Source organism: Pseudomonas fluorescens, assembly GCF_001307155.1.
GTDB classification, from domain to species: domain Bacteria; phylum Pseudomonadota; class Gammaproteobacteria; order Pseudomonadales; family Pseudomonadaceae; genus Aquipseudomonas; species Aquipseudomonas helvetica.
In genome coordinates, this window is record NZ_CP012830.1 from 1,670,210 (window position 1) to 1,689,170 (window position 18,961).

Annotated in this window: 18 protein-coding genes and 1 pseudogene; 6 read left to right on the forward strand and 13 right to left on the reverse strand. The window is 60.4% G+C overall.

The annotated features are described in order from the left end of the window. Window positions 1–122: 122 nt before the first annotated feature. On the forward strand, window positions 123–752 hold the full coding sequence (locus tag AO353_RS07580; protein WP_054594356.1) for a glutathione S-transferase: 630 nt from the start codon (window positions 123–125) through the stop codon (window positions 750–752). Window positions 753–880: 128 nt separating this feature from the next. Here AO353_RS07580 and creD read toward each other — a convergent pair whose 3' ends face one another. The 4 genes from creD to AO353_RS07600 form a co-directional block, all read right to left on the reverse strand. Then, window positions 881–2,242 (reverse strand): cell envelope integrity protein CreD, encoded by a 1,362-nt coding sequence (gene creD, locus AO353_RS07585; protein ID WP_054594357.1) that lies wholly within the window; start codon window positions 2,240–2,242, stop codon window positions 881–883. A 114-nt stretch (window positions 2,243–2,356) separates the two neighbouring features. Then, window positions 2,357–3,778 (reverse strand): two-component system sensor histidine kinase CreC, encoded by a 1,422-nt coding sequence (gene creC, locus AO353_RS07590; RefSeq protein ID WP_054594358.1) that lies wholly within the window; start codon window positions 3,776–3,778, stop codon window positions 2,357–2,359. Further along, window positions 3,778–4,458, reverse strand: a complete 681-nt coding sequence (creB, locus tag AO353_RS07595) for a two-component system response regulator CreB (RefSeq protein WP_054594359.1) — start codon at window positions 4,456–4,458, stop codon at window positions 3,778–3,780. The genes creC and creB overlap by 1 nt, the downstream gene beginning before the upstream one ends. A 59-nt stretch (window positions 4,459–4,517) precedes the next feature. Next, window positions 4,518–5,021: an ATP-dependent zinc protease gene (locus AO353_RS07600; protein ID WP_054594360.1), complete on the reverse strand. Its 504-nt coding sequence runs from the start codon at window positions 5,019–5,021 to the stop codon at window positions 4,518–4,520. A gap of 162 nt (window positions 5,022–5,183) precedes the next feature. Here AO353_RS07600 and AO353_RS07605 point away from each other — a divergent pair, with 162 nt between their 5' ends. After that, on the forward strand, window positions 5,184–6,113 hold the full coding sequence (locus tag AO353_RS07605) for an acyltransferase (protein ID WP_054594361.1): 930 nt from the start codon (window positions 5,184–5,186) through the stop codon (window positions 6,111–6,113). Here AO353_RS07605 and AO353_RS07610 read toward each other — a convergent pair. Further along, window positions 6,072–6,635 (reverse strand): DUF2780 domain-containing protein, encoded by a 564-nt coding sequence (locus tag AO353_RS07610; protein WP_054594362.1) that lies wholly within the window; start codon window positions 6,633–6,635, stop codon window positions 6,072–6,074. The two genes, AO353_RS07605 and AO353_RS07610, sit on opposite strands and share 42 nt — an antisense overlap. A 74-nt stretch (window positions 6,636–6,709) precedes the next feature. Here AO353_RS07610 and AO353_RS31485 point away from each other — a divergent pair. Continuing rightward, window positions 6,710–6,889 (forward strand): annotated as a pseudogene (locus tag AO353_RS31485) (acyltransferase); the annotation flags it as partial. On the opposite strand, the gene AO353_RS07615 reads toward AO353_RS31485, so the two are convergent. After that, the gene (locus AO353_RS07615; protein ID WP_054594363.1) at window positions 6,848–7,411 is read right to left on the reverse strand and encodes a DUF2780 domain-containing protein; all 564 of its coding nucleotides are present in this window, start codon (window positions 7,409–7,411) and stop codon (window positions 6,848–6,850) included. The pseudogene AO353_RS31485 and the gene AO353_RS07615 overlap by 42 nt on opposite strands. Before the next feature lie 224 nt (window positions 7,412–7,635). Here AO353_RS07615 and AO353_RS07620 point away from each other — a divergent pair, with 224 nt between their 5' ends. Genes AO353_RS07620 through AO353_RS07630 form a run of 3 tightly spaced genes read left to right on the forward strand, consistent with a single transcriptional unit; the run spans window position 7,636 to window position 9,587 of the window. Continuing rightward, window positions 7,636–8,229, forward strand: coding sequence for a fasciclin domain-containing protein (locus AO353_RS07620; protein ID WP_054594364.1), 594 nt, complete (start codon window positions 7,636–7,638; stop codon window positions 8,227–8,229). Window positions 8,230–8,283: 54 nt separating this feature from the next. Continuing rightward, window positions 8,284–8,916 carry an RNA polymerase sigma factor gene (locus tag AO353_RS07625; protein ID WP_054594365.1) on the forward strand — a complete coding sequence of 211 codons (633 nt, stop codon included), beginning with the start codon at window positions 8,284–8,286 and terminating at the stop codon, window positions 8,914–8,916. After that, window positions 8,913–9,587, forward strand: a complete 675-nt coding sequence (locus AO353_RS07630) for an anti-sigma factor (RefSeq protein ID WP_054594366.1) — start codon at window positions 8,913–8,915, stop codon at window positions 9,585–9,587. The genes AO353_RS07625 and AO353_RS07630 overlap by 4 nt, the downstream gene beginning before the upstream one ends. A gap of 217 nt (window positions 9,588–9,804) precedes the next feature. Here AO353_RS07630 and fdhA read toward each other — a convergent pair whose 3' ends face one another. From fdhA to glyA, 7 genes are all read right to left on the reverse strand, one after another. After that, window positions 9,805–11,004 carry a formaldehyde dehydrogenase, glutathione-independent gene (gene fdhA, locus AO353_RS07635; RefSeq protein ID WP_019580688.1) on the reverse strand — a complete coding sequence of 400 codons (1,200 nt, stop codon included), beginning with the start codon at window positions 11,002–11,004 and terminating at the stop codon, window positions 9,805–9,807. 218 nt (window positions 11,005–11,222) lie between these two features. Then, window positions 11,223–12,080, reverse strand: a complete 858-nt coding sequence (purU, locus tag AO353_RS07640; RefSeq protein ID WP_054594367.1) for a formyltetrahydrofolate deformylase — start codon at window positions 12,078–12,080, stop codon at window positions 11,223–11,225. A gap of 149 nt (window positions 12,081–12,229) precedes the next feature. Beyond that, entirely contained in the window at window positions 12,230–12,862 is a 633-nt protein-coding gene (locus AO353_RS07645) for a sarcosine oxidase subunit gamma (RefSeq protein ID WP_054594368.1), read from the reverse strand. Between the two features lie 52 nt (window positions 12,863–12,914). Continuing rightward, window positions 12,915–15,932, reverse strand: a complete 3,018-nt coding sequence (locus tag AO353_RS07650; protein WP_054594369.1) for a sarcosine oxidase subunit alpha — start codon at window positions 15,930–15,932, stop codon at window positions 12,915–12,917. After that, window positions 15,929–16,258 (reverse strand): sarcosine oxidase subunit delta, encoded by a 330-nt coding sequence (locus AO353_RS07655; RefSeq protein WP_054594370.1) that lies wholly within the window; start codon window positions 16,256–16,258, stop codon window positions 15,929–15,931. Before AO353_RS07655 ends, AO353_RS07650 begins: the two co-directional genes overlap by 4 nt. Before the next feature lie 14 nt (window positions 16,259–16,272). Beyond that, window positions 16,273–17,523 carry a sarcosine oxidase subunit beta gene (locus tag AO353_RS07660; RefSeq protein WP_019693993.1) on the reverse strand — a complete coding sequence of 417 codons (1,251 nt, stop codon included), beginning with the start codon at window positions 17,521–17,523 and terminating at the stop codon, window positions 16,273–16,275. A 23-nt stretch (window positions 17,524–17,546) separates the two neighbouring features. Further along, a complete protein-coding gene (gene glyA / locus AO353_RS07665; protein ID WP_054594371.1) occupies window positions 17,547–18,800 on the reverse strand; it encodes a serine hydroxymethyltransferase in 1,254 nt (417 codons plus the stop codon). Between the last annotated feature and the right edge of the window lie 161 nt (window positions 18,801–18,961).

Here is an 18,961-nt window from a genome sequence, read left to right on the forward strand (position 1 = left end):
TAGGAGCAAGGCTTGCCCGCGATAGCGAGCTTGTCAGCACCACTAAACCCTCGCCAGCCGCGCCGGAACTTACTAGGCTAGATCTCTGCCCCATGCTCCCTGAATACAGCCGAGGAATGTCCATGTCCGCCCCCAGCATGACCTTGTTCCACAACCCTGCTTCGCCTTACGTGCGCAAAGTGATGGTGCTGCTGCATGAAACCGGTCAACTGGACCGCGTGGCGCTGCAGCACAGCCAACTGACCCCGGTCAGCCCCGACGCGGCGTTGAACCAGGACAACCCGCTGGGCAAGATCCCGGCGCTGCGCCTGGACGACGGTAACGTGTTATACGACAGCCGGGTGATCCTCGAATACCTCGATCAGCAACATGTCGGTAATCCGCTGATCCCTCGTGAAGGCACGGCGCGCTGGCGGCGCCTGACCCTGGCCGCACTGGCCGACGGGATCATGGACGCCGCGGTGCTGATCCGTTATGAACTCGCCCTGCGCGCCCCGGAGAAACACTGGGACCAGTGGCTCGACGCCCAGCGCGACAAGATCCGCCGGGCCTTGGCGGTGCTGGAAGCCGACGCCATCGCCGAGCTGACCAGCCATTTCGACGTCGCGGCCATCAGCGTTGCCTGCGCCCTTGGATATCTGGATTTGCGTCATCCGGACCTGGAGTGGCGCAAGAGCAATCCACAACTCAGCGCCTGGTATGCCGAAGTAAGTCAGCGGCCGTCGATGCTGGCAACCGTGCCGAAGGTTTAGCAGCACCGGCTGATCTGAGGGAGCAGGGCTTGCCGATGAGGACATCACCCTGCTCCAGCGTAAACAACCCGGCAATCTGCATCGCCAACCATTCACCCTGCAACTGATCCTCGCGCAACCCCAGCGACCTACTCATACACCACCTCTGGCTTGGCGATCCTGCCCTGACCAATCCCGTACCAGTCGAGTTTACGGGTCAGCACCATAAACACGCCCAGCAAGCCGAACAACAGCAGCGAGCCCATCAACAGCGCGTAATCCTCGGCACTCAACAAGCCGTAAAGCAAACCGTAGAGCGCCGCCAATCCCGCCGAAAAACTCAACCCGTGGCGCGCACTGCGCAGCACATGGCAAACATAAAAACCGATCAACAACACGCAGGCAGCGGCCGACAGCAGATACGCCAGGGCAAAGCCGATGTGCTCGGAGAGTGACAACAACAGCAGGTAGAAGAACGCCAGCGCCACGCCCACCAAAGCGTATTGAACCGGGTGCACCGCGAGGCTTTTCAGCACTTCGAAGAGAAAGAACCCGGCAAAGGTCAACACGATAAACAGCAGCGCGTATTTGATCGCCCGATCGCTTTTGAGGTACTGATCCACCGGGTCGATGAAGCTGACGCCGAAACTGCGGCTTTTGAACTCTTCACAGCTGGAATGGGACAAGCAGCTATTGAGTGCCTCTTCCAGATTGGTGGAAAAGAACGAGGCCTGCCAATTGGCGCTGAAACCTTCAGCACTTATCTCACGCTGGGCCGGCAGGTAGTTGCCGATAAAGCTTGGATGCGGCCAGTTGGCTTTCAAACTGACTTTGCTGGTTTTACCTACCGGGGTGATCTGCAACTGACCAGTGCCTTGCAGACGCAGGTCAAAACCGAAGGCCAGTTCTGTGGCTTTGTTCGCATCCAGCACCGGCAGACTGGCGTGCACGCCCTCGCCCAGCCAGTCCACTTGCGTACCCGGAACAAAGTCCAGGCGTTGGTCATCGAGTTCAAGCTTCAAGGCGTTTTCGATACCACGAATATCGCTGATGCCCACGGCCAGGAACGGCTGGTCAAACTGGTAGTCGGAAAAGTCCTCCTTGATGCCCAAGTACTCCGGGATAGAAAAGTGCCCGCTGATCCGGTTATCCGCGTGAAACAGCCGCGCCTCGTAAATGCCACGGGCGCGCAGTTCGGTTTGAACCTGACCATCGAGTTCGAAACGTTCAGGAAGGAAATACAGTCGCCCGCGTTCCTGAGTCGTTTCCTGATAACGCTCGCTGGTTTTTTCGTTGGTTTTCCAGGTCCTGACCACCTTGCGATACGGCACCACCATCAGCGGCCCGCTCAATTGCTGGCTGTAGCTGGAACTACGGGCGATGTCCTCAAGGACACCGTTGCGCAGTTGCTGGCGGTCAAAAATCACCCCGCCGATCATCAGCAACGGGATCATCAACAGCACAATCAGAAGGGCAATTGCCCTAAGTTTTATGGCCAAGCTGCGGTTCATGGGTCTCTCCCCGTTCGAATGAGGGAGAGTCTGGAAGATGGCTGTGAGGGTTTTATGGGGGAAATGTGGAGAGTGTGTGGAGAAGCAAAAGATCGCAGGCTGCGATCTTTTAGCTTATGAAGGCAATCGCAGCGTCACCTCGACGCCACCCGGCACATTGCAGACATGCAACTCACCCCCATGCAACTTGACTACTTCTTCAACGAAGTTAAGCCCAAGGCCGGTACTTTTACGTCCACTGTCCGGGCGTGGCAGTGAATAGAAGCGCTCGCTCAAACGCCCCAGGGCGTAATCCGGAATCGGTTCGGCCTGATTGAACAGTTTGAATTCGACCTGCTCGGCATGCCGTTCGGCGGTGAAGCGCAAGACGCCGTGGGACGGGGAGAAATCCAGAGCGTTCTCCAACAGATTGCCCAGTGCCTGACGCAGCAAGAACGGCTCGCCCAGCACATCCAGATCGGTTGAAATCTGCTTTTCGATCTTCAACTGCTTGCGCTCGATACGCGCATGCTGACCGCTGAGCAACTCATCGACCAATGCCGCCACCGGCACCGGCACACGCTCTTCCAGCCCTTGGCGCTGTTCGACCTGCGCCAGGTTCAGCAAGCGCTCGATCAACTGCTGCATCCGCGCACTTTCGCTGTCGATATTGCGGACAAAGCGCTGTTGTTGTGTCACCGGCATCTCGCCTTGCAGCAACTCGGCGGCACCGCGAATCGCCGCCAACGGACTCTTCAACTCATGGGTCAGGGTGTGCACATAACGTTCGACGTAAGCCTTGCCTTCCAGTTGCGTGCGCATGCGCTCCACCGCCGTGGCCAGTTGCTCCAGCTCTGCGCCGCGATAGTGCGGCAGCTCGGCCCGTCGACCTTCGCTGACCGCCTGGGCGTAAGCGGTCAACTGCCGTAATGCGACACTCAGCCACCAGGACAACGCCGCACCGAACAACAAGCCGAGGCCGATCAACCCGGCGCCGTACCAAAGCAATCGACGTTCGGTGCGGTCGACGTAAGGCTGCAATGAGCTGTTGGGCTTGGCCACGGTGACCACGCCGATAATCTGCCCGTTATCGCGGATCGGCGCGCCAACGTGCATCACCGAAGAAGTGGCATCGTCAGCGATGCTGCGGGTCGAACGTGCGCCGTATTCGCCGCGCAAGGTCAGGTACACATCGTTCCAGCGCGAATAGTCCTGGCCCACTGCTACGCCGCTGGAGTCCAGCACCACGATGCCCTTGGCATCCGTGACGTAGATACGGTGGTTGACCGAATTTTTTGGCAAACCCCAGATTGTCGCCGCCGGCTGCCGCTCGCCGTAAGCCTTGAGCAACTCGGGCCAGCGATTCTGGTTGAGGGTGCCAGCCTTGAAGTCATCGCGCAGGATTTCGGCCATCAGATTGGCGGTGTCCACCAGCGTTTCTTCGGTGGACTGTCGAACGCCTGGGCGGATTTCCTCCATCACCGTGTTGAGCACGAAGTAACCGGTCAGGCCGATGAACAGTACATAGACCAGGAAGATCCGGATTCCCAACGGCATCAGCTATTCCCCGGGCTGTAGCTGTAACCGAGGCCACGGTGAGTCTGGATCGGCTCCGCACTGGCAGCCACCAGACGCAACTTGGCGCGCAGGCTTTTGATGTGGCTGTCGATGCTGCGCTCGTAACCCGCATCGGCGGCGACTCCCAGCGCATCGAGCAATTGCTCGCGACTGAAGACCCGCTCGGGTTGCTCCAGCAAACACTGCAACAGACGAAACTCGTGGCGAGTCAGGCCCAGGGGTTGACCGCGATAGCTGATCTGCACGCGATCAATGTCGACCTGGAACACGGCGCTGGACGACTCATTCACCGCGCGCGGCGCCATGCGTTTGAGAATCGCCCGGACTCGCGCCGCGACTTCCCGAGGGCTGAATGGCTTGACGACGTAATCGTCGGCGCCGATCTCCAGCCCCACGACCCGATCGATCTCGCCGTCGCGGGCACTGAGGAACATCACCGGCACTTCGCTGAAGCGCCGCAACTGTTTACAGGTCTCGAAGCCGCTGATATCCGGCAGTCCGATATCCAGAATGATCAAGTCTGCAGGTGTCATGCGCTGATGCTCGAGCGCCGCCGCGCCGAGGCTCAACCACGTGGTGGTGAAGCCTTCGCCTTGCAAGGCAAAAATCAGCGTATCGGCAATTGCCGCTTCGTCTTCGACAATCAGGATATGAGGCATGGCATCCAAGCCCGGCAATTAAGTGGGCGAACGGTGCCCCAAGGCTGATTCGGCGTCAATCAGCAGTCAGGCTTATCCGCGACAAAGCGTCTGGCCGGGTTCACCGCAGCGCCAAACTCACGTAATGCCTTGGCACCGATCAGCAGCGGGTAATTGAAACTGCTGCGGTCGGTCAGGTTGACCTCGACCGTGCGCTTGATGCTGCCCAGGCACAGTTCCAGTTCGACGACCGGACGCTTGGCGACGTCCGCCGTGTCTTTTTCATCTTCCTCGTCGGCGCGGCTTTTGATTTTGCTGATGCGCAAGACTTTGTGTTCGAAGACCTTGTTGCTCGCATCCTTGGTACCCAGACGGAAGCGCACCCAATCTTCGCCATCGCGGGTGAAGGTTTCGATGTCCTTGGCCGACAGGGATGCTGTCAGCGCGCCGGTGTCCATCTTGGCCTTGAGGACCTGGCCACCGATTTCCGGCAGCTTGATGTATTCGTAACGACCATAAAGGGTCGGCTCGGCGGCCATGACCGGCAGGGCCACAAGGGCTAACAATGCGAGGATGGATTTCACGTAATGGATTCCCTGGGAGTAGGACGACGGGATTTTAGACCGCAGTTGTAATGATCGTTCGAGCATACCCAGACAAAAGTGAAACATTCGTCGCCACCCGCATTTGGCCTCTGGGCCGAAGCTGCTTATCATTGCGCGCCCAAACGCTTACAAGAGTTATTTATGCGCCGCCTGCTCACCGGCTGTTTCGTCACCTTGCTGCTGTTACTCAACACCCTGGTCCTGTTCGGTCCGTTGATGGTGTTTGCCCTGCTGAAACTGATCTTACCGGGCCGCTTTCGTGATGACGCCAGCGCGGCGGTGATGTGGATCGCCGAGACCTGGGCCGAAATCGACAAGCTGATTTTCGCGCTGTGCATCCCCACACAATGGGACATTCGCGGCGGCGAAGGCCTGCGGGCCGACACCTCTTACCTGGTGATCAGCAACCACCAGTCCTGGGTCGACATCCCGGCGCTGATCCAGACGCTCAACCGGCGCACGCCGTTCTTCAAGTTCTTCCTGAAGAAAGAGCTGATCTGGGTACCGTTTCTGGGCTTGGCCTGGTGGGCACTGGATTACCCGTTCATGAAGCGCTACAGCAAAGCTTTCCTGGCCCGGCACCCGGAACTGCACGGCAAGGACCTGGAGATCACCAAAGCCGCCTGCGAGTTGTTCAAACGCCAACCGGTGAGCGTGGTCAATTACCTGGAAGGCACTCGCTTCACACCAGCCAAACGCACCGAACAGCAATCGCCGTTCAAGCACTTACTCAAACCCAAGGCGGGCGGCGTGGCGTTTGTATTGGCGGCGTTGGGTGAACAGCTGGATGCGGTGCTCGATGTGACTGTGGTGTATCCACAGGCGAAGATTCCGGGTTTCTGGGATTTGATCAGCGGTGCGGTGCCAAGAGTGATCATCGACATCAAGACCCGCGAGCTGGATCCGGCGTTGTGCCAGGGCGATTACGAAAACGATCCGGCGTTTCGCCAGAGCGTCCAGAACTGGGTCAACCAGCTCTGGACCGAGAAGGACTTACGCATCGACGCCTTGCGCGCCGAGCGGACTGAATCAGCCGTCGGCGCCCCAGATCCCGCCAAGGCTATTGAGTAGCGAACCACCGACACCCTGCTGACCGAGGAATTGCAGCAGGATCGGGGTGAACTGGCCGATCATGCCGCCGTCCATGCCCAGCGCGCTGAAGGCGCTGCTCAGGTCATTGGTGTTCTTCACGTTATCCAGGTTGCCCAGGACGCTGTCCAGAGGCGACGACTTGCCGGACGAGCCACCGAGCAGTCCGCCAAGCATACCCAGACCACCGCCAGCCGACAGCATGCCCAACCCCGGCGCGTCTTTGGTCAACTGTGAATAGTCGGTCGAGCTCAGCTGGTTCTTCGCCAGACCCAGCATCGCGCTCGTGCCACCGATGGCCTGTTCCGGGGTCACGTTCAGCACACTCAGCGCGCTCAACAGGCCTGTTGCCTGCGGGGTCGATGCAGTGGCCGCCGTCTCGTCGCCGTCCTGCATGCCGGACATGACACCCGCCACATCGTTCAGGCTGAAGCCGGCAGCGAAGACCGGGCCGGTCGCCAGGGTCATGAGCGAAGCCAAAGCAAAACCGCGTAAAATCTTCATCGAAACCAACTCCTGAACCCTGAAAGCCACCCGAATGCGGGCGGAAAACTGCTGGTTTGACCGGAACGGGTCAGGCATTGTTCCGTGGCGACGCCAGCCTTTTTCAGCACTGCAACGATCCGGTGTTTCGCCAGAGCGTCCAGAACCGGGTCAACCAGCTCTGGACCGAGAAGGGCTCATGCATCGACGCCTTGCGCGCCGAGCAGGTTGAATCAGCCGCCGGCGCCCCAGATCCCGCCGAGGCTGTTGAGTAGCGAACCGCCAACGCCCTGCTGACCGAGGTATTGCAGCAGGATCGGGGCAAACTGGCCGATCATGCCGCTGTCCATGCCCAACGCGGTGAAGGCATTGTTCAGGTCATTGGTGTTCTTGACGTTGTCCAAGGCGCTGTCCAGGCCTGTCGACTTACCCGGCGAACCACTGAGCAAACCGCTCAAGCCCCCCAGGCTGCCCAATGCATTGCTGCCCGACAGCTGATCAAGACCCGGCACTTTATTGGTCAACTGGGAGTAATCGGCCGCGCCCAGCTGATTCTTCGCCAGCCCCAACATGGCTCCCGTGCCACCAATCGCCTGCTCCGGGGTGACGTTCAGCGAACTCAGCGCGCTCAACAGACCTGCTGCCTGCGGTGTCGGTGCAGCGGCAGCCGTCTTGTCGCCGCCCTGCATACCGGACACGGCACCGGCCACATCGTTCAGGCTGAAGCCTGCGGCGAAGACCGGGCTGGTCGCCAGCGTCATGAGCGAAGCCAAAGCAAAACTGCGGGAAATCTTCATCAAAACCAACTCCTGAACCCTGAAAGCCACCTGCAATCAGGTGGCGGAAACCAGCCGTTTAACTGGTCGCGATATTAATTGTTCCCGGCCATTGTGCGCCGCACCGGCTTGCGTGAAATCTAGCCGAAAAATATTTTTCCTGCGCTGCATCCGATCTCTGACTCTCTGCGTATATCAAGCACGGACAGACATTCCTGGCCGATTCCTCACCTAGGACAATCACCATGAAGCGCACTACGATTAAAACCCCGTTGATCGCCAGCCTGCTGAGCCTGGCCGTGACCTGCGGTTTGACCCTCAACAGCGTGCACGCGGCAGACATGAGCCACAACTCTGTAATAGTCGGCGGACAAGCCATGATGCCGAGCAAGGACATCATCGATAACGCCGTAAACTCGGCGGATCACACCACTCTGGTCGCCGCGGTAAAAGCCGCCGGTCTGGTCGATACCCTCAAGGGTAAAGGCCCGTTCACCGTGTTCGCACCGGTCAACTCGGCGTTCGCCGCCCTGCCCGCGGGCACCGTCGATACCCTGCTCAAACCCGCGAACAAAGCCACGCTGAGCCACATCCTCACCTACCACGTGGTCGCCGGCAAACTCGACATGGCGACGCTGGCCCAGCAGATCAAGGCCGGCGGCGGTAAAGCCGAACTCACCACCGTCAGCGGCGGCAAGCTGTGGGTGACGATGAACGGCCCGCACAACATCACCCTCAAGGACGAAAAAGGCGTGACCGCCGACATCACTACCTATGACGTGTACCAATCCAACGGCGTAATTCAAGTCATCGACAAAGTGCTGATGCCGAAAAGCTAAGCGCTGACGCCGGCCCTGTGGATCAGGGCCGGCGTTGCCTTGAGGGCAGTCGCCGTGAATGGAACAACAACGCGCCGTGAACTAACCTCAGCCTGCAACCGACAGCGCATACCCACCGGGATTGTTTGGAGAACGGTCATTTCCAGCGCCGACGCCGAACCGCTCAGACAGCTGCTCGCCCAGTGTTCACTGGGTGACCGCCGTGCGTTCGAAACGCTCTACCGCAGCGTTGCACCGCGCCTGCATGGTGTAGCGCTGCGCTTCATGGGGCGCAGCGACCTGGCCGAAGAAGTGCTGCAGGAAAGCTTCGTGCGCATCTGGAACAACGCCTCGCGCTACCAGGCGCATTTGTCGGCGCCGATGACCTGGATGATCAACATCACCCGCAACCAGGCCATCGACCAGTTACGCAAACACCGCGACCGCCGCCTCAGCGAACTGGAAGAACAGGCGCTGGTCGACGAAGCGCCCTCGGCCCAGGAATTGCTCAGCAGCGACCGTGAAGCCAGTGCGCTAAAGCGCTGCCTCGAGACCCTCGAAGACATGCAGCGTCAATCGATTACCGTGGCCTACTTTCACGGCTTGTCCTGCGCTGAACTGGCCGATCATCTGGCGGCGCCCCTGGGCTCGGTCAAGTCCTGGATCCGTCGTGGCATGGAGCGCCTGCGCAGGTGCCTTGAATCATGAACTATCAATCCAGAAGCCTGCGCCGTGCCCTCGCCGCCGACTACGCCATTGGCCTGATGCCCGCCGCCGCGCGCCGCCGCTTCGAACAGCTACTGCTGGACGACGCCGAACTGCGCATCGAACTGGCCAAGTGGCAAGAAAGCCTGGCCAGCCTCAACGAACCGCTGGTGGAAGTGCCCGTGCCCGATCGGGTGTGGACAGCCATCAATGCGCGAATCGAACCGCAAGAACTGCACGTGCCGGCCAAGCGTCCGTTCTGGAACTGGTTGCGCATAACGCTGGCCGTCTGCTCGCTGCTGGTGGCCGTGACGCTGGGCATTCTCTACAACCGCGACAGCAGCCAGTACAGCGCCACCTTGCTCAGCGCCAGCGCACAGCCTGCCTTGCGAATCAAGGCTCACGACAATTATCTGCAAGTCGAACCGCTGGCCCTGGCCGCCGTCGCCCCCGGACACAGCCTCGAATTGTGGGCGGTTCCAGCCGATGGCAAACCGATCTCCCTGGGCGTGATCCCGGCCGGCGGCAAAGGCCAGGTCGCGTTGAGCGAGAAACAGCACGCGCTGTTGGGTAAACCGATAGCGCTGGCGGTCAGCCTGGAGCCTGAAGGCGGTTCGCCGACCGGACAACCGACCGGGCCGGTGTTGTATCAGGGGGCATTGGCGGGGTTGTAGCCATCCACTGTGGCGAGGGAGCTTGCTCCCGCTCGGCTGCGAAGCAGTCGTAAACCGACTGACATGTTTTGACTGACACACCAAGGTGAATGGTTTTGGAGCTGCTTCGCAGCTCAGCGGGAGCAAGCTCCCTCGCCACAGGGTTGGGCCATAGGGTTGGTATTCCGAGCATAAAAAACGGCGAACCGAAGGTCGCCGTTTTTGTTTGCGTGAAGCCTTACGCCGCGCTAAACAACTTGTGCGGGTCAATCACAAACTTCTTCGGTACGCCGGCATCAAATTCACCGTAACCGCGTGGTGCGTCGTCGAGGCTGATGACCTCGACACCCACGATGTCGGCAATCTTGATGCGATCCCACATGATCGCCTGCATCAGTTGGCGGTTGTACTTCATGACCGGGGTCTGGCCGGTGTGGAAGCTGTGGGATTTGGCCCAGCCCAGACCGAAGCGGATGCTCAGACTGCCCATTTTCGCGGCGGCGTCGACGGCACCCGGATCTTCGGTGACGTACAGGCCAGGAATACCGATTTTGCCAGCGACGCGAACCACGCCCATCAGCGAGTTGAGTACGGTGGCCGGAGCCTCGTGCTTCACGCCGGCATGGCCGTGACCGCGAGCTTCGAAGCCTACGGCATCGACGGCGCAGTCCACTTCCGGTTCGCCCAACAGTGCAGCGATTTGTTCGTGCAGTGGGGTGTCTGTCGACAGGTCGGCGATTTCGAAACCCTGAGCCTTGGCATGGGCCAGGCGGATCGGGTTGACGTCACCGATGATCACCACCGCAGCACCCAGCAGGCGAGCGGAAGCGGCAGCTGCCAGGCCAACCGGGCCGGCGCCGGCGACGTACACCGTGCTGCCAGGGCCAACGCCGGCAGTCACTGCGCCGTGGTAACCGGTGGGAAGGATGTCGGAGAGACAGGTCAGGTCACGGATTTTTTCCATGGCCCGGTCGCGATCTGGAAGTTTCAGCAGGTTGAAGTCGGCATACGGCACAAACGCGTATTCGGCTTGGCCACCGGTCCAGTCACCCATGTCGACATAACCATAGGCACCGCCCGGACGCGCCGGGTTAACGCTCAGGCAGACGCCAGTATGTTGCTCTTTGCACGAACGGCAACGGCCACAGGCAACGTTGAAAGGTACCGACACCAAGTCGCCGATCTGCAGGTTCTCGACACCGCTGCCCTTCTCGATCACTTCACCCGTGATCTCGTGGCCCAGCACCAGACCGGTTTGAGCCGTGGTGCGACCACGTACCATGTGCTGGTCGGAACCACAGATATTGGTGGATACCACGCGCAGGATGACGCCGTGCTCGATCTTCCTGCCGCGCGGGTCCTGCATTTTGGGATAGTCGATTTTCTGTACTTCGACCTTGCCTGCGCCGAGATACACCACACCACGATTACCAGACATGCTTTCACCTCGCTGTTGTTTTTATGAAACCGCGTTGCCAACTGAGGGCAACGCGTAGATTGCTTGGGTTAGTGCTTGTGTCTTGTGTTGTCTGTAAGGGCCTCATCGCGAGCAAGCTTTGCTCCTACGCGGTGATGTCGGCCGTTAGATAACGGGACGACGCGATCACTGCAGGAGCAAGGCTCGCCCGCGATGGGTCGCGAAGCGGCCCCAAAAATCTAAAGAACTACTGTTCTGTTGGCGTTGAGAAACACCCGCCGTTCAATGTGATAACCCACCGCCCGGGCCAACGTCAGCCCTTCGATATCCCGCCCCTTGGCAATCAGGTCTTCGGGGTAATGACTGTGATCCACCGCTTCCACGCCCTGGGCGATGATCGGGCCTTCGTCGAGGTCGTTGTTGATGTAGTGCGCCGTGGCGCCCACCAGTTTCACGCCCTTGTTGTAAGCCTGGTGATACGGCTTGGCGCCTTTGAAACCGGGCAGCAACGAGTGGTGAATGTTGATCGCCTTACCGTCGAGCTTGCGGCACAGCTCCGGCGACAGCACCTGCATGTAGCGCGCAAGCACCACCAGCTCTGCACCGGACTCTTCGATCACCTGCCAGACCTGCCGCTCTTGTGCTGGCTTGTCGTTCGGGTCGAGCGGGAAGTGGTAATAGGGAATCCCGTGCCAGTCGGCCAGCGGCTTGAGGTCCGGGTGGTTGGACACCACCGCGACTACATCCATCGCCAGTTGGCCAATGCGCTGGCGATAGAGCAAATCGTTGAGGCAGTGATCAGCCTTGGAGACCATGATCACCACTTTTGGCCGGTGGTGCGGCGGGGTCAGTTCGAACACCATGCCAAACGCGTCGGTCCGTTCGGCCAGGCCTGTGCGGAATGCCTGTTCGTCGAAACTCGACGGCTGACGGAACTCCACGCGAATGAAGAAACGTGCAGACAGCCGATCATCGAAGGAGTGGTGCTCGGTGACGTAGCAACCCTGTTCGAACAAAAAGCGGGTCACCGCATCCACCGTGCCCAGGACGCTTGGGCAATGGGCAGTCAAAATCCATGTGTCTGGTGCGCGGCTCATAATGCGGTGACTCCTTTGTGGCGAGGGAGCTTGCTCCCGTCGGCTGCGTAGCAGTCGTAAATCTACGAATTCGGTCTCACTGGCGGAATGCTATAGATGGCATTGGGGCTGCTGCGCAGCCCGGCGGGAGCAAGCTCCCTCGCCACAGATCAGGCCTGGACGCTAAGGCCATACTCAGCCGCTGCATCCTGCAACCATAGCCACCAGTAATCCGAGAAGCTGCGACGGATCAGCAGTTCCCAGGTGTCTTCAGCGGTGTGGCGGATCACCAGTTGCGATTTGGCGAACACCGTGCCCACCGCCTTGCCCACCGGGAAGTTGTTGGGGTGCACGTCGTAGCTGGTGGACTTCATCAGCACTTCACGGACTTTCGGGCCGCTCAGTTCAAGAATCTGTTGGCCACCGCTGACGTTGACGATAGCGATATGCAAATCGCCCAGGGCTTCACGCAGTTTTTTCTCGGCGGCGAACTCTTCGCCGCTAGGCACAATCAGCAGCCACTCATCCGGGCCCATCCATTGCAGGCTGGTTTCGCCTTTGGCGACCACGGTCAGCGCGACCGGCAGTTCAAGGCCCAAGGCCTTGTGCACGCCAGCGGCGAATGCCGGGTTGTGGGCATCGCCACGAATGGTCAGGTGACCCAGGAGTTTTTTCTCACGCACGGTGACACCGGCGTTTTTACGGCCCTTGCCCACCAGGCTTTGCAGGCCCGCGTGGTGCAGCGACGACTCGGCCTTTGCCCCAGTGGTTGGGCGCTGTTGGTAAACGTTGGCTGTGGTCATAAAGCACCTGTCTTGAATTCGTACGTCGCCCCCGGAGGGGCGAGCGTTGGTATCACACGTTCTGGCGATCGCCTTTCGGATCGAAGAACACCGAAGAAACGATTTCCGCTTCGATCACGCTGCCGTCGGCCAACGGCGCGAACACGCGCTCGCCGAGGCGCTTCAAGCCACCTTTGACCACACCCATGGCAAACGAATAGCCAAGGGAGTTGTGGGCGTAGCTGGAGGTCACGTGACCGACCATGCTCATCGGGATCGTTTGCTTGGTGTTGAACACCAGTTGCGCACCTTCCGGCAGCCATTTGGTCGGGTCGATCGGCTTGAGGCCGACCAACTGTTTGCGCTGATCACGCACACAGTCTTCACGGTTCATGCCACGCCAGCCGATCCACGAGAACGGTTTGGTGCGACCGACGCACCAGCCCATGTTCAGGTCGTCCGGGGTCATCGAGCTGTCAGTGTCCTGGCCGACGATGATGAACCCCTTCTCGGCCCGCAGGACGTGCATGGTTTCAGTGCCGTACGGCGTCAGGTTGTACTTCTTGCCAGCCTCGACGATTTTTTCCAGGACGCCCATGGCGTAGTCGGCCTGTACGTTGACTTCGTACGACAGCTCACCGGTAAACGAAATCCGGAACACCCGCGCCGGCACACCACCGACCAAACCTTCTTTCCAGGTCATGAACGGGAAACCGTCCCGGTCCAGATCGATGTCGGTGACTTCGCTGAGCAGCTTGCGGCTGTTCGGCCCCGACAGGGTCATGGTCGCCCAGTGGTCGGTAACCGAGGTGAAGTACACCTTCAGGTCTGGCCATTCGGTCTGGTGGTAGATTTCCAGCCATTGCAGCACGCGCGCAGCGCCGCCGGTGGTGGTGGTCATCACGAAGTGGTTGTCGGCGAGGCAAGCAGTAACGCCGTCGTCGAAGACCATCCCGTCTTCTTTACACATCAGGCCATAACGAGCCTTGCCCACGTCGAGCTTGGTCCAGGCGTTGGTATAGACGCGGTTGAGGAACTCACGCGCATCCGGGCCTTGAATGTCGATCTTGCCGAGTGTCGAGGCATCCAGCAGGCCAACGCTTTCACGCACGGCCAGGCATTCGCGTTTGACCGCGGCATGCAGGTCTTCACCGTTTTTCGGGAAGTACCAAGGACGCTTCCACTGACCGACGTCTTCAAACTCGGCGCCGTTCTTCACGTGCCAGGCGTGCAGTGCGGTGTAACGCACTGGTTCGAAGATGTGCCCACAGTGACGACCGGCTACCGCGCCGAAAGTCACCGGCGTGTAGTTCGGACGGAACATGGTGGTGCCCATCTGCGGGATGGTCACGTTCAGCGAACGGGCGGCGATGGCCAGACCGTTGACGTTGCCGAGCTTGCCCTGGTCAGTACCAAAGCCCAGTGCGGTGTAACGCTTGACGTGCTCGACCGACTCGAAGCCCTCGCGGGTCGCCAGTTCGATCGCAGCCGCGGTGACGTCGTTCTGCAGGTCGACGAATTGCTTCGGCGCACGTGCGGTAGCCTTTTCATGCGGCACCTGGAACAGCGCCAGAGTCGGCTCTTCCACACGACTCAAGGCTTTAGGCAAGACACCTTCGACCGCTTTGAAGCCGGCTTCGCTGGCCGCGCGCACACCGCCTTCAAAACCGTCGGCCAAGGAATCGCCGAGGCTGTAGACGCCATTGATGCCGCCCACGCAAACGCGTTTTTGCGGTGCTTCGCCCGGGATGAAACCGAGGATGTCTTCACGCCAGATCGGTTTGCCACCCAAGTGCGACGCCAGGTGAACCACCGGGCTGTAGCCGCCGGAACTGGCAACCAGATCGCATTCAAGCCACTCGCCAGGGCTGGTGACGGTGTGCGCCTTGACGTCGATCGCGGCAACACGAGCAGCGGTGACGCGCTTGCTGCCGCGTGCTTCGATGACAGCACTGCCGGTCAGGATACGGATGCCTTTGGCGCGCGCTTCTTCGACCAGCGCACCGCGAGGATTGCTCCGCGCATCGGCGATGGCCACCACTTGCAGGCTGGCGTCGAGCCAGTCCAGCGCCACGCGGTAGGCGTGATCGTTGTTGGTCGACAGCACCAGTTTCTTGCCCGGTGCTACGCCGTAACGGCGCACGTAAGTCGAGACGGCGCCGGCGAGCATGTTGCCCGGCACGTCGTTGTTGCCGTAGACCAGTGGACGCTCGTGAGCCCCCGTTGCCAGCACTACGCGCTTGGCGCGAACCCGGTGGATACGCTGACGAACCTGGCCGATCGGTGCGCGGTCGCCGAGGTGATCGGTGAGGCGTTCGTGAATGGTCAGGAAGTTGTGGTCGTGGTAACCGTTGACGGTCGCACGAGGCAACAGCAACACGTCAGGGGTGTTCTTGAGCTCGGCAATGACGCTGGCGACCCACTCGGTGGCTGGTTTGCCGTCGAGGCTTTCACGGGAATCGAGCAGGCTGCCGCCAAACTCTTCCTGTTCATCGGCCAGAATCACTCGGGCGCCGCTGCGCGCAGCTGCCAAGGCAGCCGCCAGACCGGCCGGGCCACCGCCGACGATCAGCACGTCGCAGTGCTGGTTCATGTAGTCGTAGGTGTCCGGATCGTTTTCGGTCGGCGAACGACCGAGACCTGCAGCCTTACGAATGTACTTCTCGTAGGTCATCCAGAACGATTGCGGGTACATGAAGGTTTTGTAGTAGAAGCCCGGCGGCATCAGCTTGCCGCCGACCTTGCCGAGAATCCCCATCATGTCGTTGTTTACGCTCGGCCAGCCGTTGGTGCTGGTAGCGACGAGGCCCTGGTACAGCGCCTGCTGAGTGGCGCGCACGTTAGGAATTTGCGTGGCTTCGGTAGCACCGATCTGCAGCACCGCGTTCGGCTCTTCAGCGCCTGCGGCGAAGATCCCGCGAGGACGCGAATACTTGAAGCTGCGACCGATGATGTCGACGCCGTTGGCCAGCAATGCAGCGGCCAGGGAGTCGCCTTCAAAGCCCTTGTAGACCTGACCGTTGAAGGTGAAGCTCAGGACTTTGTTGCGGTCGATCCGTCCACCGTTGGACAGGCGATTGATCTGGCTCATACCTTCGCTCCCAGAGCCTGCGCGGCCGCTTTCGGACTTTCAGTCTTGTCGGTGAACTGCGGCTTGGTGCCGATCTTGTAGGTTTCGAGAATCTCGTAGGTCACGGTGTCACGGGTGACGTTGAAATACTGACGGCAACCGGCGACGTGATCCCACAGCTCGTGGTGCAACCCGCGAGGGTTATCACGGAAGAACATGTAGTCACCCCACTGCTCGTCGGTGCAAGCGCTCGGGTCCAGTGGGCGCGGGATGTGCGCCTGGCCGGATGCATGGAATTCCTCTTCGGAGCGCAGTTCGCCGCAGTGAGGACAGAAGATGTGCAACATAGGGATTTCTCCTGTTAGTGGGCGACCGCAGCAGCGCCGTGTTCATCGATCAACGCACCGCTGTGGAAGCGGTCGATGGAGAAAGGTGCAGCCAATGGGTGCATTTCACCCTTGGCAAGGCTGGCGGCAAACACGTTGCCCGAGCCTGGAGTCGCTTTGAAACCACCGGTGCCCCAACCGCAGTTGAAGAACATGTTCGGTACCGGCGTTTTCGAGATGATCGGGCAGGCGTCCGGCGTGGTGTCGACGATGCCGCCCCACTGGCGGTTCATGCGTACGCGGGACAACACCGGGAACATCTCGACGATGGCCTGGATGGTGTGCTCGATCACCGGGTACGAACCGCGCTGGCCGTAGCCGTTGTAGCCGTCGATACCGGCACCGATGACCAGGTCGCCCTTGTCGGACTGGCTGATGTAACCGTGTACGGCGTTGGACATGATCACGCTGTCGATAATCGGCTTGATCGGCTCGGACACCAGCGCTTGCAGCGGGTGCGATTCGATCGGCAGACGGAAACCGGCCAGTTTGGCCATGTGCCCGGAGTTACCCGCCGTGACCACACCGACGCGCTTGGCGCCGATGAAGCCCTTGTTGGTTTCAACACCGATGCATACGCCGTTTTCCTTGCGGAAACCGATCACTTCGGTCTGCTGGATCAGGTCCACGCCCAAGGCGTCGGCCGCACGGGCAAAGCCCCAGGCCACGGCATCGTGACGGGCCACGCCGCCGCGACGCTGGACGGTAGCGCCCATCACCGGGTAGCGAGTGTTTTTCGAGCAGTCGAGGTACGGAATCTCGTCAGCCACTTGCTGAGCGGTGAGCAGTTCGCCATCGACGCCGTTGAGGCGGTTGGCGCTGACCCGACGCTCGGAATCACGAATGTCCTGCAGGGTGTGGCACAGGTTGTAGACGCCACGCTGCGAGAACATCACGTTGTAGTTCAGGTCCTGGGACAGACCTTCCCAGAGTTTCATCGCGTGTTCGTACAGGTGGGCCGACTCGTCCCACAGGTAGTTGGAACGCACGATGGTGGTGTTGCGCGCGGTGTTACCGCCGCCCAGCCAGCCCTTCTCGACCACGGCCACGTTAGTGATGCCGTGTTCCTTGGCCAGGTAGTAGGCGGTCGCCAGACCATGCCCGCCGCCGCCGACGATGACCACGTCGTAGACTTTTTTCGGAGTCGGCGTGCGCCACATCCGCTGCCAGTTTTCGTGGTGGCTGAGGGAGTGTTTGAAGAGGCCGAAGCCTGAGTAGCGTTGCATAGTCATTTACTCCAAAACCGCGCTCAGCGATAAACCGGGAAGTCCGCGCACACAGCTGCCACATGCTTGGCAACATTGGCCTCGACATCGGCGTCGCCGAGGTTATCGAGGATGTCGCAGATCCAGCCGGCCAGTTCAATGCACTGGGTAACTTTAAAGCCGCGCGTGGTGACCGCCGGGGTGCCGATACGCAGGCCCGAGGTGACGAACGGCGATTGTGGATCGTTCGGTACGGCGTTCTTGTTCACGGTGATGTGGGCACGACCCAAAGCGGCGTCGGCTTCCTTACCGGTCAGGCCCTGACGGATCAGGCTCACCAGGAACAGGTGGTTATCCGTACCGCCGGACACTACATCGTAGCCACGTTTGATGAAAACGCTGGCCATTGCCTGTGCGTTGTCGATCACTTGTTGCTGGTAAGCCTTGAAGCCAGGCTCCAACGCTTCCTTGAAGCACACCGCCTTACCGGCGATCACGTGCATCAGCGGGCCACCCTGGGCACCGGGGAAGACTGCCGCGTTGAGCTTTTTCTCGATTTCTTCGTTAGCCTTGGCCAGGATCAGGCCGCCACGCGGACCACGCAGGGTCTTGTGGGTGGTGGTGGTCACCACGTCGGCATACGGCAGCGGGTTCGGGTACAGGCCGGCAGCGACCAGACCGGCAACGTGCGCCATGTCGACGAACAGCAGCGCACCGACCTTGTCGGCGATCTGACGGAAACGTGGGAAGTCCAGAGTCTTGGAGTAAGCCGAGAAGCCGGCGACGATCATCTTCGGCTTGCATTCGACGGCCAGACGCTCGACTTCGTCGTAGTCGATCAGGCCGGTTTTGGTGTCGATGCCGTACTGCACGGCGTTGTACAGTTTGCCCGAGGACGACACCTTGGCGCCGTGGGTCAGGTGACCGCCATGGGCCAGGCTCATGCCGAGAATAGTGTCGCCGGCTTGCAGCAGGGCCAGGTAAACGGCGCTGTTGGCCGACGAGCCGGAGTGCGGCTGGACGTTGGCGTAGTCGGCACCGAACAACAGCTTGGCGCGTTCGATGGCCAGCGCTTCGACCTTGTCGACGTGCTCGCAGCCGCCGTAGTAGCGCTTGCCGGGATAACCTTCGGCGTATTTGTTGGTCAGGCCACTGCCTTGCGCTTCCATGACGCGTTTGCTGGTGTAGTTCTCTGACGCGATCAGCTCGATGTGATCTTCCTGGCGCAGCTCTTCGGCATTCATCGCCGCCAGCAGTGCATCGTCGTAACCCTTGATCTGGTCTTGCTTGCTGAACATCGCGTCTCTCCCAGCGGCGGCTTGTGCGCCTTTCGTCTCGGTGAGGCACGTACCTTACGGCAGTGCCCTTTGGATGCGATGGTATGGCCGGCGCAGACAGGTCAAATGCCTATGGACGCCACGCAAAGGTGCGTTTACGACATGGGTTGGCACGCCGGGAT

Excerpts from the sequence above, each read along its gene's own strand:
- AO353_RS07645 (WP_054594368.1), bottom strand. The coding sequence starts at position 12,862 with ATGACCACAGCCAACGTTTACCAACAGCGCCCAACCACTGGGGCAAAG.
- AO353_RS07620 (WP_054594364.1), top strand. The coding sequence starts at position 7,636 with ATGAAGCGCACTACGATTAAAACCCCGTTGATCGCCAGCCTGCTGAGC.
- creB (WP_054594359.1), bottom strand. The coding sequence starts at position 4,458 with ATGCCTCATATCCTGATTGTCGAAGACGAAGCGGCAATTGCCGATACG.
- AO353_RS07605 (WP_054594361.1), top strand. The coding sequence starts at position 5,184 with ATGCGCCGCCTGCTCACCGGCTGTTTCGTCACCTTGCTGCTGTTACTC.
- AO353_RS07660 (WP_019693993.1), bottom strand. The coding sequence starts at position 17,523 with ATGCAACGCTACTCAGGCTTCGGCCTCTTCAAACACTCCCTCAGCCAC.
- AO353_RS07610 (WP_054594362.1), bottom strand. The coding sequence starts at position 6,635 with ATGAAGATTTTACGCGGTTTTGCTTTGGCTTCGCTCATGACCCTGGCG.
- glyA (WP_054594371.1), bottom strand. The coding sequence starts at position 18,800 with ATGTTCAGCAAGCAAGACCAGATCAAGGGTTACGACGATGCACTGCTG.
- AO353_RS07650 (WP_054594369.1), bottom strand. The coding sequence starts at position 15,932 with ATGAGCCAGATCAATCGCCTGTCCAACGGTGGACGGATCGACCGCAAC.
- AO353_RS07630 (WP_054594366.1), top strand. The coding sequence starts at position 8,913 with ATGAACTATCAATCCAGAAGCCTGCGCCGTGCCCTCGCCGCCGACTAC.
- AO353_RS07580 (WP_054594356.1), top strand. The coding sequence starts at position 123 with ATGTCCGCCCCCAGCATGACCTTGTTCCACAACCCTGCTTCGCCTTAC.
- AO353_RS07615 (WP_054594363.1), bottom strand. The coding sequence starts at position 7,411 with ATGAAGATTTCCCGCAGTTTTGCTTTGGCTTCGCTCATGACGCTGGCG.
- creC (WP_054594358.1), bottom strand. The coding sequence starts at position 3,778 with ATGCCGTTGGGAATCCGGATCTTCCTGGTCTATGTACTGTTCATCGGC.
- purU (WP_054594367.1), bottom strand. The coding sequence starts at position 12,080 with ATGAGCCGCGCACCAGACACATGGATTTTGACTGCCCATTGCCCAAGC.
- AO353_RS07655 (WP_054594370.1), bottom strand. The coding sequence starts at position 16,258 with ATGTTGCACATCTTCTGTCCTCACTGCGGCGAACTGCGCTCCGAAGAG.
- creD (WP_054594357.1), bottom strand. The coding sequence starts at position 2,242 with ATGAACCGCAGCTTGGCCATAAAACTTAGGGCAATTGCCCTTCTGATT.
- fdhA (WP_019580688.1), bottom strand. The coding sequence starts at position 11,004 with ATGTCTGGTAATCGTGGTGTGGTGTATCTCGGCGCAGGCAAGGTCGAA.